The organism is Gordonia sp. AC31 (assembly GCF_031844505.1).
Taxonomy (GTDB): Bacteria; Actinomycetota; Actinomycetes; order Mycobacteriales; family Mycobacteriaceae; genus Gordonia; species Gordonia hongkongensis.
Genome location: NZ_JAUZVK010000001.1, coordinates 178,581 through 191,311, shown reverse-complemented (window position 1 = coordinate 191,311; position 12,731 = coordinate 178,581). Strand labels below are relative to the sequence as shown.

Here is a 12,731-nt window from a genome sequence, read left to right as displayed (position 1 = left end):
ACTCTCTACTAAGCGGGACGGACTGTTGTTAGATCGAGCTGCGCTCGGTCGTGGTGGAACGGGCCGGCGTCATCGGATGAAGTAGATCGTGACGAACAGCCCGATCCACACGATGTCGACGAAATGCCAGTAGTAGGAGACGACGATGGCCGCGGTTGCCTGCGCCGGCGTGAACTTCGACAGCTTGGTCCGGATGAGCAGATACACGAACGCGATCAGACCGCCGATCACGTGGAGGCCGTGGAACCCGGTCGTCATGTAGAAGACCGAGCCGTACGCATCCGACGCGAGGGTCGTGCCGTGGCCGACCAGCACGGTGTACTCGTACGCCTGCCCGATCACGAAGATCGTTCCCATGATGAGGGTGATGACGTACCAGCGGCGGAGGCCGAAGACGTCACCGCGCTCGGCGGCGAAGACACCCATCTGGCACGTCACCGACGACAGGATGAGAATCGTCGTCACCGGGATGGCGAGGGCGAGATTCAGCTCGGTCGGTGGCGGCGGCCAGCCGACGGCGGAGTTGGCACGGGCGACGAAATACATCGCGAAGAGGCCAGCGAAGAACATGAGCTCACTGGACAGCCACACGATCGTGCCGACGCTGACCATGTTGGGCCGGTTCAGCGAGTGCACGCGCGAGGTGATGGCTGTTCCTGAGGTACCTACAGCGCTTGTCACAAGTGAAGTATGACGGTTCGTAGTAAGCCGTGGCCACCCGGGTCGGAAATTGCCCCCGACTATTTCTCTCGTCGCAGGTCCGCGCCCGAATCGGGTGACCCTCGGCGTGTCCGGGAAGGGTGTGGCGGACGCCCGGCTCGCTACCGTGTGTTCATGTCCAGTTCGGCGCCGCCCGGCCCCCGTGATCTCAACGGCCGAGTCGTCGAGCAGGGTCGCCTGGCGCGGCTCCGCTCACGGCTGCGCCCGCGTGCCGGCGCCGGTCCCCTGACGCTGGACGAGCGGGTGGAGGTGGTGGCGCGGTCCGACGATGACGCCATCGCGAGTTCGGTGGCGCTCGACGCGTCGTCGTGGCGAGCCGCGGACGAGGTGATCCTCCGGCATGTCGTCGAGGTGCCACCCGACCGGCGGGCCGCCGCGGCCGCGGTGGCCGCGCTCGACGGTTACGAGTCCGTCGACGACGAACGCTGGGGGCCGAGGCCGGCGCCGCGCGACGATCGGCTCGTGGTCCTGGTCCTGGCGCGGGTCCAGCTGCTCGACGCGATGCATCTGTCGCAGGAACGGTCCCGGATGGCGAGCCTCGGTTCGCGGCACGGCGGATTCGCACGCGAGTGGGCCGTCCTCCAGCGTCCGCCGCTCTGAACACGAATATGCTGACTCCCCGTGAGCACCGCACAGTCTGACTTCAGCTGGCCGCAGATCCTCGGCAAGGTCACCGATCGCCTCGACCTCGACGCCGACGAGGCCGCGTGGGCGATGAACGAGATCATGACCGACAGTGCGACCGGAGCCCAGATCGCCGCGTTCGGCGTCGGGGTGAAGATGAAGGGCGCCGCACCGGCGGAGCTCCTCGGCTTGTCGCGCGCGATGCTCGACCACGCGACGCTCGTGGACGTCGGTCGCCCGGCCGTCGACGTCGTGGGGACCGGCGGCGACCGGTCGCACACGGTGAACATCTCCACGATGACGTCGATCGTGATCGCTGCGTCGGGCGTCGCGGTGGTCAAGCACGGCAACCGTGCGGCGTCGTCGAAGAGCGGCGGTGCCGATGTGCTGGAGGCGCTCGGCGTCGACATCTCCCTCGATGCCGCCGCGGTCGCGCAGTGCGTGGCAGAACTCGGGATCGGCTTCTGCTTCGCGCCGGTGTTCCATCCGGCGTTCCGCTTCACCGGTCCGCCGCGCAAGGAGATCGGCATCCCGACGGTCTTCAACGTGCTGGGGCCGCTGACCAATCCGGCGACACCCAGCCGGGGGCTGATCGGCTGCGCCTTTGCCGACCTGGCGCCGGTTCTGGCGCGGGCTTTCGCCGAGCGCGGCGGCTCCGCGCTGGTGGTCCGCGGCGACGACGGTCTCGACGAACTGACGACCACCACCACGTCGACGGTCTGGCAGGTCGTCGCCGGGCAGGTGAACGAACTCACCGTCGACCCGACGGATCTGGGGATCGCGCGCGTGGAACTCTCCGCCCTGCAGGGGGGAGACGCGACGGTCAACGCCGCGATCGCCCGCGAGTTGCTGGCCGGGACCACGGGCCCGGTCCGGGACGCGGTGCTGCTGAACTCGGCCGGCGCCATCGTCGCGTTCGAGCAGGAGGCCCCGATGAGCTCGGCGGAACTGACCGATGCCCTCGGCGCCGCGAAGGAGCGTGCGGCCGATGCGATCGACGACGGTGCCGCCGCCGACCTGCTGCAGCGGTGGGCTGAGCTCAGCGGCCGGCTCGCCGCGCCCGCCTGACGGTCACGCTGCCCCGAAATCCTTGTGGGGCTCAGTGTTCGGCGGGTCAGTTCTCGCCGATGGAGAAACCACCCTCGACGTCGGAGCTGGAGTAACTGCGGAACGCGATGTGTGTCGCGCTCTTGAGAACCCCCGGTAGCCGGTTGATCTGGCCGGTGACGACCGTCGCGATCTGTTCGTGGTCACGGACCCGGATCTTCGCGATCAGATCGACGTCGCCCGCACAGGAGTACACCTCTTCGACCCCGGGGATGTCGGCGACGGCCTGGGCGGTCTCCGGGATCCGGTGGATGTCGGCCTGGATGAGGACGATGGCGGTGATCATGCCGCCAGCCTAGTGGTGCGTGGCCCTCAGCTCGCCTGCCGTGTGCGAGAGTCGGCGACGGGTCTGGCCGCACGTGCGTCGTGCGCCGACTGCGACCACCCGAGCCGGCGTTCGGCGGAACCGGCGGGCAGGGCGACCGGCTCACTCGTCGACACGATGCGCGCGCCCGGTTCGGTCATCCAGCGGTACACGAGGCCGACCTCCTCGGCCGGCGCGCCCCGCAGCGGACCGGGGGCCGGTAACACGGTCTCCGCGGCTGCGACGAGCGCGTCGACGACGGGCATGGGCGAGACGCCGCGTCGGGCGCGTCCGGCGGCGGCGAGACGTCCGTACCGGATGACCGCGAACTGCCAGCCGCGTTCACCGTCGGGCCGGGCGACCACGATCTCGGCGATCGCGCACAGCGCGGCCAGTCGCTGGCAGCGGGCGAGGGCGTCGATCGTGAGCGCGAGACGGTCCCGATGCCGCGCCGCGGTCTCGAACATGTGGGCCTGGGCAAGGTCGGTGAGGTGCGCGGTGAGGCCGTCGAGGAGTTCGTCGGCCTCACCTCGCATGAGCCGGCGGGCCGCGGTGACCCGGGGAGAGTAGTCCGGCACCGTCTGCGGCTGCGCCGTGGCCGCACGGCAGGACCCCGGCCGCCGCCTCCCATCGGCCTCGGGACACCAGTGGTAGCCCGTCGCGCCGAGCCGTGTCGTGCACGTGCGCAGACCGGCGGCCGCCGAGATCACGTCGGCGACGGTCGCCGCGTTGTTGCGGTTGCCCACCGGGCCGATCGACTCGTCGGTGGGTGTTCGGCTGACCTTGAGCCGGGGGAAGCGTTCCTCGGTCAGGGTCACCCACCAACCCTTGTGCGGCTGGGTCGATCGTCGGTTGTACGCCGGTGCGTGCGCGCCGAGGAGCCGGAGTTCGCGGACGGCGGCCTCCAGGGCGTGGGAACACTCCACGACGTCGACCCGTTGGGCGAGGAGCACCATCTCCGCGATGCGGCGGCGCGGGTCGTTGCCACTGAAGTACGACCGGACCCGGCGGCGGAGGTCCACCGCGGTGCCCACGTAGAGGACCTCGTTCGACGGGCCGCGGAACAGGTACACCCCGGGACGGGCCGGGACATGGTCGGCGAGTGCGCGTTTGGCGCGCAGGCGCGGGTCGGTCTTCGGGAGATACGACGTCAGGTCGCCGACGGTCGCGATGCCCTGATTGCCGACGCGCTCGAGGAGCCGGTGGAAGACCTCCACCGTGGCGCGCGCATCGTCGAGCGCCCGGTGGGTGGGCCGCACGGAGACGTCGAACAGGTCGGCGAGCGCGCTCAGCTTGACCGTCGGCGCCTCGTCACGGCTGAGGATGCGCCGGGCCATGGTCACCGTGCACAGGCTGAGGCTGAACGTCCACGGCAGGTGGAGCCGGATCGCGTTCTGCCGAAGGAAACCCATGTCGAAACGAGCGTTGTGGGCCACCAGGATCGAGCCGCGGGCGAACTCGAAGAACGACGGCAGCACCGATTCGATCCGGGGGGCGTCGGTCAGCATCGCGGTGGTGATGCCGGTGAGGGTCACGATCTGCGGGGGGATCGGCCGGCCGGGGTCGACCAGCGTGGCGAACTCGCCGACCACCTCGCCGCCGCGGATCTTGACCGCGCCGATCTCGGTGATCCGGTCGCGGACCGGGTCGGACCCGGTGGTCTCGAGGTCGACGACGACGAGGGTCGTCTCGAAGAGCGACCGGTCGCTGAACTCGTTCGACGTCTCGCCCGTGGCCCCCTGGTCGGCGGCCTCCAGGTCGGCGAAGGTGAGCTGCCCCGCGGGCGAGCCGTCCACGCTGGTCTGCGTCACCCGGCGAACACTAGTTCGATCCACCGACATCGCGACCGCGACGCTCCGACATCGTGTCGTGTGACCCGTGTGACTGCTGTGTCGATCGCTGTTCGACGGACTTGTCGGTGGGCGCCCCTAGTCTCCACCTGGACGTGAGAAATGCGGTCTTCTCACGGTCACAACGACCCGTAACGGGGCCGACGCGGCCCGCCCTCGCCAGATGAGATGGAGATCACATTATGTACGTCGATTGTGCGCGCTGCCCGGCTCGTCCCGTCGCTTGCGACGGGTGCATGATGACAGTGCTGTTTGGTGGTCCGAGCTGGGACGATATGCCGCACGAAGGTGGAGGTTCGGTAACGGCGGCCACCTCGGACGCGGATGCCGAACTGGACCTCGCCATCGATGTTCTGCAGGCTGCTGCAATGGTGACCAGCGCCGCTGCACGATCTGCAAGATCCGCCAAAACCGCAGTTCAGGTGCCGGATCGACGCGCCTCTGTGACCGTCCTCAGGGCAGGCTGAGAAGCGGCCGAGGTTTGGCTGTCCGTCGCCTGGTGGACAGAGCGCATCCGATTTCGTAACCTTTCTGAGACCTTTGCGGAGCGTCCCGCTTCAACAGAAGTGGTCCGCAGTAGTCACCGCTCAATCGCCCTCGCGGGCGAACCGGGGAACCACAACCTTCGGACGGGCTCGTCGGAGCGCATCACCACTGATGCGACTCGGTCGAAACCGATCCGAATCGGGGTGAATCGCGTTGCCACGCATGAGTGTCCAGTGGATACCTCATGCGCGAAAAACGTGTAGGGCCACTCTTCCGGCCCGAACCCGACAGCTAACTCGGTCGGCGGTAGAGGAAGATCTGAAGGAGAACTCGCTTCGTGGCCAAACATCGTTTGGAACAGCCCAATCGTGGCAGCACGGTCGCCAAGAAGGCGGTGATCGCTGGATCGATCACACTCGGTTCGCTCGCCGCAGCCGCCGGCCCTGCTCTCGCGGCCCCGGTCCACACCCCGCTGGGCACTTTCGAGATCCCGGCCCTGCCCGGCGCGAAGGCCCCGGAGGCCAAGCCCGCGCCTGAGGCCACGCCGGTGAAGAAGTCGCCCGCCGCCACGGTCGAGATCCCCAACCTGGGGCAGTTCACCGTGCCGGGTATCGCGCCGGAGCAGATCCCGCAGCAGTTCCGCCCGCAGGGTGGCGGCGCGCCCCTGGGCCAGCCGCAGCTGACCGCCGGTCAGAAGGCCGTGAAGGCCGCCGAGAGCAAGATCGGTGCGCCGTACTCCTACGGCTCCGCCGGCCCCAACGCATTCGACTGCTCGGGCCTCGTCTACTGGTCCTACAAGCAGGCCGGCAAGAACATCCCGCGCGACAGCTACGGCCAGCTCGGCGGCGGACGCGCGGTGTCGTACTCCGAGGCCAAGCCCGGCGACGTCATGATCTTCAACGGTGGCGGCCACGCCGGCATCTACGTCGGCAACGGTCAGTTCGTCCACTCGTCCAACTACGGCACGCCGGTCAAGCGCGACGCCGTCAAGGAGTGGACCCTGACGGGCATCCGTCGGTACTGACGACAACTGAACACGAACAGACTGAGCACGAAGGTCTCTGGACGGGCGGATCGCGTGGATTGCGATCCGCCCGAACCAGTCCCGGGGGCCGGTCGGCCGCCTAGGGTGGTCGACGGGACGCGGGGTACGGGTGCAGGGGCCCGGGATGCTCAGGGATCGACGAGCACACACGAGGGAGTGAGTAGACCGTGCTGATCGGGGAGGGGCGTGGTCGCGCGACGCGGCCGAGGATGCGTTCGGGTCCGCTGATGGTGGCGCTCTGTGTCCTGTCGGCGTTCGCCGTTCTGGCACCGACCGTCGCCGGCGGCGTCGGGGACGCCCGTGCGGTGCCCGCGCGCTCGGCCGATCAGCTGCTCGACCGCTACAAGCAACTGGGCATCGACGCGGAGAAGACCACCGAGGCGATGCACAACGCCAAGATCGAGTACGACAAGCAGCGCGGCATCGTGGCGGCGGCCAAGAAAGCCGCGGACGAGGCGCAGCAGACGCTGGACACCAGCCGCGCCCAGCTCGCCGTGCACCAGAACCGAGTCGACGCGATCGTCCGCGCCAGCTATCAGGGCGCGCGGGTCAGCGGGCTGTACGCCGTGATGGTCAGCGACTCCCCGCAGGCGCTCCTGGACCAGATGTCGGGTCTCGACATGATCTCGCGTCAGGCGTCGGTGGACCTGACCGCGATCAAGAAGGTACGGGCCAGGACCGCCATCGCGAAGAAGGATGCCGAGCGCACGGCGGTGGCCGCCTCCGAGGCGGTCTCCCGCGCCGAACGGGTCCGTGGTGACCTTCAGACGAAGCAAGCCGACCTGCAGCTCCAGGCGATCCAGATCCGGTCGATCTACAAGTCGATGACCGGCAAGCAGTTGGCGGCTCTGCGCGGTCCGACCTTCGACTTCGATCCGCGACTGGTGCCCAAGGGCACCGCCGCCGGGCTGATCGCCACCCACGCCGCGCTCACCCGGATCGGTGACCCCTACGTGTGGGGCGCCACCGGACCGAATTCGTTCGACTGCTCGGGACTCATGGTGTGGGCGTTCCGGCAGGCCGGCAAGACCATCCCGCGATCGAGTCAGGCGCAGATGGCCGGTGGTCAGCCGGTCGAGAAGAACGATCTCAAGCCCGGTGACCTGGTCATCTACTATCCCGATGCCCATCACGTCGGTATGTACGTCGGTGACGGCTATGTCATCCACGCCTCGACCTTCGGCGTTCCGGTCAAGGTCGAGCCGCTCGACGAGGCCGGACCGTACAACTCTGCCCGCCGGTTCTAGTCCCACCGGTGACCTCACCGCGCGGGCGCGCCGGCCTCGTCTCGGCCGTGGTCGTTCTGGTCATCGCAGTTGCCACCGCGTGCGGCACGGTCGACGTGCCCGACGGGCCCGGCTCGTCCGCAGCGCCCGTGTCGTCGAGCCCCGCGGTCAACGTCTACGCGCGTGATCGTGCGGCGGGCGTGACGCGGTTGCTCGACGCGCTCACCGAAGCGGTGCGTTCCGGGGATGTGCGGGCGATCGGCACCCTCGTCGACACCGCTGCCACTCCGGCGTTCAAGGACAGATTCGTCACGGCCGCCGCGGGTTTCGCGCCCAGCCGGTTCACGCCGCGGAACGGTCGCAGCGGCACCCTGCGGTTCGCACGGTTCGGTTATCAGCTTGCGCCCACCGAAGAGGCGGAGGTGCTCGTACCCGGTGAGTTGCAGGAGCTCCTCGATGCCGGGGGGAGTTCGGACTCGTGGGTCGCTCCGGTGGAGTTGCGCTATGCGCTCGGCGGTGAGGGGGTCCCGGGAGTCGACGAGGCCGAGGTGGTCGTCGGCACCCAGTTCGTGGTCGCCCGCTACGGCGAGGCCTGGCGCCTCGTCGGAGACGCCACGGCCCTGGGAGGAGACCCCGCACCCACTCAGATCTGGGAGCTGCCCGGACTCCAGGTGGCCGACACCGCGACCGCAGGCGGCACGTCGGTGGTCGCCTCGTATCCCCGAACGTCTTCGACGGTGGCGACGCTGCAGCGGGAGCTGCCCGGGGCGGTGGATGCCGTCAGTGACTTCTGGGGCGACGACTGGGATCGCCGCGCCGTCGTGGTCGCCACGGCGACCGACGACGAGTTCGCCGCCCTCGTACCCGAGGGTCGAGCGGCGACCGGGACCGCGGCGGCCGCGACCGTGTTCAGCAGCCTCGACCTGGTCCAGCGCACCGCGACCGGACAGCGCATCATCCTGACCCCGGCGGCCCGGGAACTCGCCGCACCGACGCTCGCGGTGGTTCTCCGGCACGAGTTGACCCATGTCGCGGCCCGCGTTCACACCGCGCTCGACGCGCCGCTCTGGATCACCGAGGGCGTGGCCGAATACGTCGGGCGCAGAGGGACTCACACGAGGATCGCGGATGCCGCACCCGACCTGATCGCGTCCGTGCGTGCCGGTCGAGTTCCGACCGGGCCACCCGCCGACACCGACTTCGCGATGGACGGTCAGACTTCACAGGTGGCTTATCAGAGTGCGTGGTCGCTGGCCGCCTACGTCGCCGATCGATTCGACGAGGCGCGGCTGAAGAAGATGTACATGGGGGTCGCGGCGTCCGCCCTGCCCGCGGCGCAGGACGCGGCGATCGCCTCGAGTGTCGGGCTGACGCGTGCGGAACTGGTCGCGGGATGGCAGCGGTGGCTCGAAGTGCAGGCCCGTTGATGTCTCGAACGTTGTTGCTCACCAACGACTTTCCGCCCCGTCCGGGCGGGATCCAGTCCTACCTGCAGAATCTGGTGGACCTGCTGCCGCCGGAGGACGTGGTCGTCTACGCGCCGCGCTGGCGTGGTGACTCGCACGAGAAGTTCGACGCGGCCGCCCCGTATCGGGTGTACCGGCACCCGACGACGCTCATGCTCCCCACCCCGTTCGTGGCGCGGCGTGCCGCGGAGATCGTGCGCCGCGAACAGATCTCGACGGTGTGGTTCGGCGCGGCCGCGCCGCTGGCCGTGCTGGCGCCGGCGATGCGTCGCGCGGGCGCCCAGCGGATCATCGCCAGCACGCACGGTCACGAGGTCGGGTGGTCGATGCTGCCGGGCGCGCGGCAGGTGCTCGGGCACATCGGCCGCCACACCGATGTGATCACCTTCGTCAGCCGATACACCCGCGGCCGGTTCGCGTCGGCCTTCGGCGCCCGCGCGGCCCTGGAACACCTGCCCCCCGGCGTCGACACCGAGCGGTTCGCCCCGGATCCGGTGCTGCGACAGCGGTTTCGCGAACGTCTCGACCTCGGGGAACGTCCGACGATCCTCTGCCTGTCGCGGCTGGTGCCCCGCAAGGGCCAGGATGTGTTGATCCGCGCCCTGCCGCTGATCCGACGCACCATCCCCGACGCGACGCTGGTCATCGTCGGCGGTGGTCCCTACGGGAAGACCCTGCGCGACCTCGCGGCAGACACCGGGGTGGCCGACCATGTGATCTTCACCGGCTCGGTGCCCGCCGACGACCTCGCGGCGTACCACAACATCGCGGACGTCTTCGCGATGCCGTCCCGGACGAGGGGACGCGGGCTGGACGTCGAAGGCCTGGGGATCGTCTACCTGGAGGCATCGGCGTCGGGCGTGCCCGTGGTCGCCGGGTTGTCCGGTGGGGCGCCGGAGACCATCGAGGAAGGGGTCACCGGCACGGCCGTCGACGGGACCGATGTCGACGCGGTCGCCCTGGCGATCCTGGCGATCCTCGGTGATCGCGCGGCCGCGGCCGAGATGGGCCGGGCCGGACGGCGTTACGTCGTCGAGAACTGGCAGTGGAGCCAGATGGCGGCCCGCCTGCGCCAGTTGCTCTGAGGAGCAACCGGCGCAGGCGGGGAGCTCACCGCTGGTAGATCGCCTCGATGTCGCCGGCGAACTTCTCCACGACGACGTTGCGCTTGACCTTGAGGGTCGGCGTCATCTCGCCGGTCTCCTCGGTGAAGTCGGTCGGCAGGATGCGGAACTTCTTGATGGCCTCTGAATGCGACACCGTCTTGTTGGCGAGGTCGACGGCCGACTGGACCTCGGCGCGCAGGTCGGCGTCGTCGGCGAGGTCGGCGACCGTCGCGGACGCGGGCTTGCCGGTGCGCTCCTTCCACGCCGGGAACGCTTCCGGATCGATCGTGATCAGGGCTGCCACAAACGGTTTCGCGTCACCGACGACGGTGGCCTGCGAGATCAGGGCGTTGGCGCGGATGACGTCCTCGAGTCCGGCGGGGGAGACGTTCTTGCCGCCCGCGGTCACGATCAGTTCCTTCTTGCGGCCGGTGATGGTGATGAAGCCGTCGGCGTCGACGGTGCCGAGGTCGCCGGTATGGAACCAGCCGTCGACGACCGCGGATGCGGTCGCCTCGGGGTTCTGCCAGTACTCGGTGAAGACGACCCCGCCGCGCAACAGCACCTCACCATCGTCACCGATCCGAACGGCATTGCCCGACAACGGTTTTCCGACACTGCCGATCTTCGACGCCGACGGCGTGTTCACGCTGAACGCGGCCGTGGTCTCGGTCAGGCCGTAGCCCTCGTACACCGGCACGCCGACGCCGGAGAAGAAGTGGCCCAGTCGGGCGCCGAGCGGCGCGCCACCGGAGATCGCCATCTGGCACTCGCCGCCGAGGGCGGCCCGGAGCTTCTTGTAGACGAGCGCGTCGAAGACGCCGTGCTTGACCTTCAGTGCGAGTCCGACCTGCCCCTTCTCCTTCGCCTGTGAGTACGCGATCGCGGTCTCGGACGCGGCGTCGAAGATCTTGCCCTTGCCGCCGTCGTGGGCCTTCTGGCGGGCGGTGTTGTAGACCTTCTCGAACACGCGCGGCACGGACAGGATGAGCGACGGTTTGAAGACGGCGAATTCGTCGACGAGGTTCGGGATGTCGCTCGTGTGCCCGACTTCGGCGCCGGCCTCGATCGCGACGAGCGTGATGGCGCGCGCGAGGACGTGGGCGAGGGGCAGGAACATGAGCAGACGCTTCTCGTCGCGGGCGATGACCTGATCGAGGATGTCGCCGGCGAGGACCGCCCGCACCTCCGACAGCATGTTGGCGTGGGTGAGTTCGCAGCCCTTGGGGCGTCCGGTGGTCCCCGAGGTGTAGATCAGCGTCGCCGGGTCGGCGGCCTTGACGGTGGCCCGGCGGGCCGCGACCTCGTCGTCGTGGACGTCGGCACCGGCGGCGACGAGCTCGCCGACGGCACCCGGCCCGTCGGTGCGGTCGATCTGGAAGACGGTCACCGGCGTGGTCAGGGAGTCGATGGACTCGAACTCGGCGCGATGTCCGTCGTCCTCCAGGACGATCGCGACCGCACCGGAATCCTGCATGATCCATTCGATCTGGCCGGCGGAGGAGGAATCGTAGATGGGCACGGTGATCGCGCCCGCGGACCAGATCGCGAAGTCGAAGAGATTCCACTCGAGGCGGGTGCGCGACAGCAGCGCCACCCGGTCCCCGGGGTTGACCCCGGAGGCGATCAGGCCCTTGGCGATGGCGGAGATGCGGGAGGCGGCCTCGGCGGCGGTGACCGGCTCCCACCGGTCGCCCTGCTTGTGGCGGAACACGATGTGCTGCGGTGATCGGTGCGCCAGGCCGAAGATGATGTTCGTGCAGTTCTCGTCGTCGCCGATCGAGAACTTCGCGGGCACGCTGTACTCGCCCATCGTGGTTACCCTCCAGTAGACATCAGTCACCGAATCGTATCCCCGACACGGAATCGGACTCATCGCGACGTCGGTTTCGGGTGCACTACCCTGCGCCGACACGAGTATGTGAAGCTAGTGGGCGTGACGAGCATCCAGGTGGCCGACGAGGTCTTCGTCGCCGCGGCGCCGCCGTCGGCGACCGCCGTGATCGGCGACCCCGCCAACTGGCGCCGGTGGTGGCCGGACCTGCGTCTGGCGGTCACCGAGGACCGGGGCGAGCAGGGCGTGCGCTGGCAGGTCGCGGGTCCGGTGTCGGGGACGATGGAGATCTGGAACGAGGCGGTCCTCGACGGCTTCGTGCTCCACTACTTCCTCCACGCCGAACCCACCGGTCCGCTGCCCGACGACCCCCGCACCCGCGCCGACGTGCTGGCCGAGGAGAACAAGCTGCGCCGCGTGACGGGCAAAGAGGTCTCGTTCGAGGTCAAACGACTGCTGGAGAAGGGCCGTGTCGTCGGTGGTCCCGCCGCCGGTCTCGAGTCGGCCGGGATGCGGTGATGGCCGACCACACCGAACGCGACATCGTCATCGGCGCCGACGCCGACGCCATCCTCGCCGTCATCGCCGACTTCGAGCACTACCCGGAGTGGGTGACCGCCGCCCGCGAGGTCGAGGTGCTGCGCACCGATGAAGCCGGCCGCGCCCTCGAGGTCCGGTTCGTGCTCGACGCCGGCGTCCTCCAAGACACGTATGTGCTTGCCTACGAATGGGATCGGAACGCCCCCGCGGTGTCGTGGCGCCTGGTGTCGAGCGATCTGCAGAAGGATCAGCGCGGACGATACGTGCTGACCCAACAGGTCCCGGGATCGACGAAGGTGACCTACGAACTCATGGTCGACCTGCAGGTGCCCATGATCGGGCAGCTGAAGCGGCGAGCCGAGAAGGCGATCACCGATGCCGCGCTGAACGACCTCAAGAAGAGGGTCGAAGGCTGATCGATCT

13 protein-coding genes and 1 riboswitch are annotated in these 12,731 nt (G+C 69.1%); of the genes, 9 read left to right on the top strand and 4 right to left on the bottom strand.

The window, feature by feature from the left end; translation table 11 throughout:
* Positions 1-69 precede the first annotated feature (69 nt).
* Positions 70-681, bottom strand: a complete 612-nt coding sequence (locus Q9R39_RS00865) for a heme-copper oxidase subunit III (RefSeq protein WP_065630046.1) — start codon at positions 679-681, stop codon at positions 70-72.
* Positions 682-834: 153 nt separating this feature from the next.
* On the opposite strand from Q9R39_RS00865, the gene Q9R39_RS00860 reads away from it, so the two are divergent.
* Both Q9R39_RS00860 and trpD read left to right on the top strand, forming a co-directional pair.
* Positions 835-1,320 carry a hypothetical protein gene (locus tag Q9R39_RS00860; protein ID WP_078112873.1) on the top strand — a complete coding sequence of 162 codons (486 nt, stop codon included), beginning with the start codon at positions 835-837 and terminating at the stop codon, positions 1,318-1,320.
* Positions 1,321-1,341: 21 nt separating this feature from the next.
* Positions 1,342-2,412, top strand: a complete 1,071-nt coding sequence (gene trpD / locus Q9R39_RS00855; RefSeq protein WP_078112807.1) for an anthranilate phosphoribosyltransferase — start codon at positions 1,342-1,344, stop codon at positions 2,410-2,412.
* Between the two features lie 46 nt (positions 2,413-2,458).
* On the opposite strand, the gene Q9R39_RS00850 is transcribed toward trpD, so the two are convergent.
* Both Q9R39_RS00850 and Q9R39_RS00845 read right to left on the bottom strand, forming a co-directional pair.
* Positions 2,459-2,737, bottom strand: a complete 279-nt coding sequence (locus Q9R39_RS00850) for an Lrp/AsnC family transcriptional regulator (RefSeq protein ID WP_058253073.1) — start codon at positions 2,735-2,737, stop codon at positions 2,459-2,461.
* Positions 2,738-2,763: 26 nt separating this feature from the next.
* A complete protein-coding gene (locus Q9R39_RS00845; RefSeq protein ID WP_396275632.1) occupies positions 2,764-4,596 on the bottom strand; it encodes a DEDD exonuclease domain-containing protein in 1,833 nt (610 codons plus the stop codon).
* Positions 4,597-4,841: 245 nt separating this feature from the next.
* On the opposite strand from Q9R39_RS00845, the gene Q9R39_RS00840 reads away from it, so the two are divergent.
* The 5 genes from Q9R39_RS00840 to Q9R39_RS00820 all read left to right on the top strand — a co-directional run bounded on the left by Q9R39_RS00840 (position 4,842) and on the right by Q9R39_RS00820 (position 9,913).
* Positions 4,842-5,072: a hypothetical protein gene (locus tag Q9R39_RS00840; protein ID WP_254859646.1), complete on the top strand. Its 231-nt coding sequence runs from the start codon at positions 4,842-4,844 to the stop codon at positions 5,070-5,072.
* Positions 5,073-5,179: 107 nt separating this feature from the next.
* A riboswitch (cyclic di-AMP (ydaO/yuaA leader) is annotated at positions 5,180-5,412 on the top strand.
* A 16-nt stretch (positions 5,413-5,428) separates the two neighbouring features.
* Entirely contained in the window at positions 5,429-6,115 is a 687-nt protein-coding gene (locus tag Q9R39_RS00835; protein ID WP_068972088.1) for a C40 family peptidase, read from the top strand.
* Positions 6,116-6,345: 230 nt separating this feature from the next.
* Positions 6,346-7,383, top strand: a complete 1,038-nt coding sequence (locus Q9R39_RS00830; protein WP_311276953.1) for an NlpC/P60 family protein — start codon at positions 6,346-6,348, stop codon at positions 7,381-7,383.
* Between the two features lie 8 nt (positions 7,384-7,391).
* Positions 7,392-8,789 (top strand): hypothetical protein, encoded by a 1,398-nt coding sequence (locus Q9R39_RS00825; RefSeq protein ID WP_078112811.1) that lies wholly within the window; start codon positions 7,392-7,394, stop codon positions 8,787-8,789.
* Positions 8,789-9,913, top strand: a complete 1,125-nt coding sequence (locus Q9R39_RS00820; protein ID WP_058253069.1) for a glycosyltransferase family 4 protein — start codon at positions 8,789-8,791, stop codon at positions 9,911-9,913. The genes Q9R39_RS00825 and Q9R39_RS00820 overlap by 1 nt, the downstream gene beginning before the upstream one ends.
* A gap of 25 nt (positions 9,914-9,938) precedes the next feature.
* Here the strand turns inward: Q9R39_RS00820 and Q9R39_RS00815 are convergent, their stop codons facing one another.
* Positions 9,939-11,747 (bottom strand): long-chain fatty acid--CoA ligase, encoded by a 1,809-nt coding sequence (locus tag Q9R39_RS00815; protein WP_078112813.1) that lies wholly within the window; start codon positions 11,745-11,747, stop codon positions 9,939-9,941.
* A 108-nt stretch (positions 11,748-11,855) separates the two neighbouring features.
* On the opposite strand from Q9R39_RS00815, the gene Q9R39_RS00810 reads away from it, so the two are divergent.
* Together Q9R39_RS00810 and Q9R39_RS00805 are read left to right on the top strand one after the other, a co-directional pair.
* Complete coding sequence (locus Q9R39_RS00810; RefSeq protein WP_058253067.1) at positions 11,856-12,287, top strand: hypothetical protein; 432 nt, start codon at positions 11,856-11,858, stop codon at positions 12,285-12,287.
* Entirely contained in the window at positions 12,287-12,724 is a 438-nt protein-coding gene (locus tag Q9R39_RS00805) for an SRPBCC family protein (protein WP_058253066.1), read from the top strand. Before Q9R39_RS00810 ends, Q9R39_RS00805 begins: the two co-directional genes overlap by 1 nt.
* The last annotated feature ends 7 nt before the right edge of the window (positions 12,725-12,731 follow it).

Bases quoted from the DNA above. Each gene is read 5' to 3' on its own strand.
- Q9R39_RS00860 (WP_078112873.1), top strand. From the start codon at position 835: ATGTCCAGTTCGGCGCCGCCCGGCCCCCGTGATCTCAACGGCCGAGTC.
- Q9R39_RS00850 (WP_058253073.1), bottom strand. From the start codon at position 2,737: ATGATCACCGCCATCGTCCTCATCCAGGCCGACATCCACCGGATCCCG.
- Q9R39_RS00845 (WP_396275632.1), bottom strand. From the start codon at position 4,596: ATGTCGGTGGATCGAACTAGTGTTCGCCGGGTGACGCAGACCAGCGTG.
- Q9R39_RS00840 (WP_254859646.1), top strand. From the start codon at position 4,842: ATGATGACAGTGCTGTTTGGTGGTCCGAGCTGGGACGATATGCCGCAC.
- Q9R39_RS00830 (WP_311276953.1), top strand. From the start codon at position 6,346: ATGCGTTCGGGTCCGCTGATGGTGGCGCTCTGTGTCCTGTCGGCGTTC.
- Q9R39_RS00820 (WP_058253069.1), top strand. From the start codon at position 8,789: ATGTCTCGAACGTTGTTGCTCACCAACGACTTTCCGCCCCGTCCGGGC.
- Q9R39_RS00815 (WP_078112813.1), bottom strand. From the start codon at position 11,747: ATGGGCGAGTACAGCGTGCCCGCGAAGTTCTCGATCGGCGACGACGAG.
- Q9R39_RS00805 (WP_058253066.1), top strand. From the start codon at position 12,287: ATGGCCGACCACACCGAACGCGACATCGTCATCGGCGCCGACGCCGAC.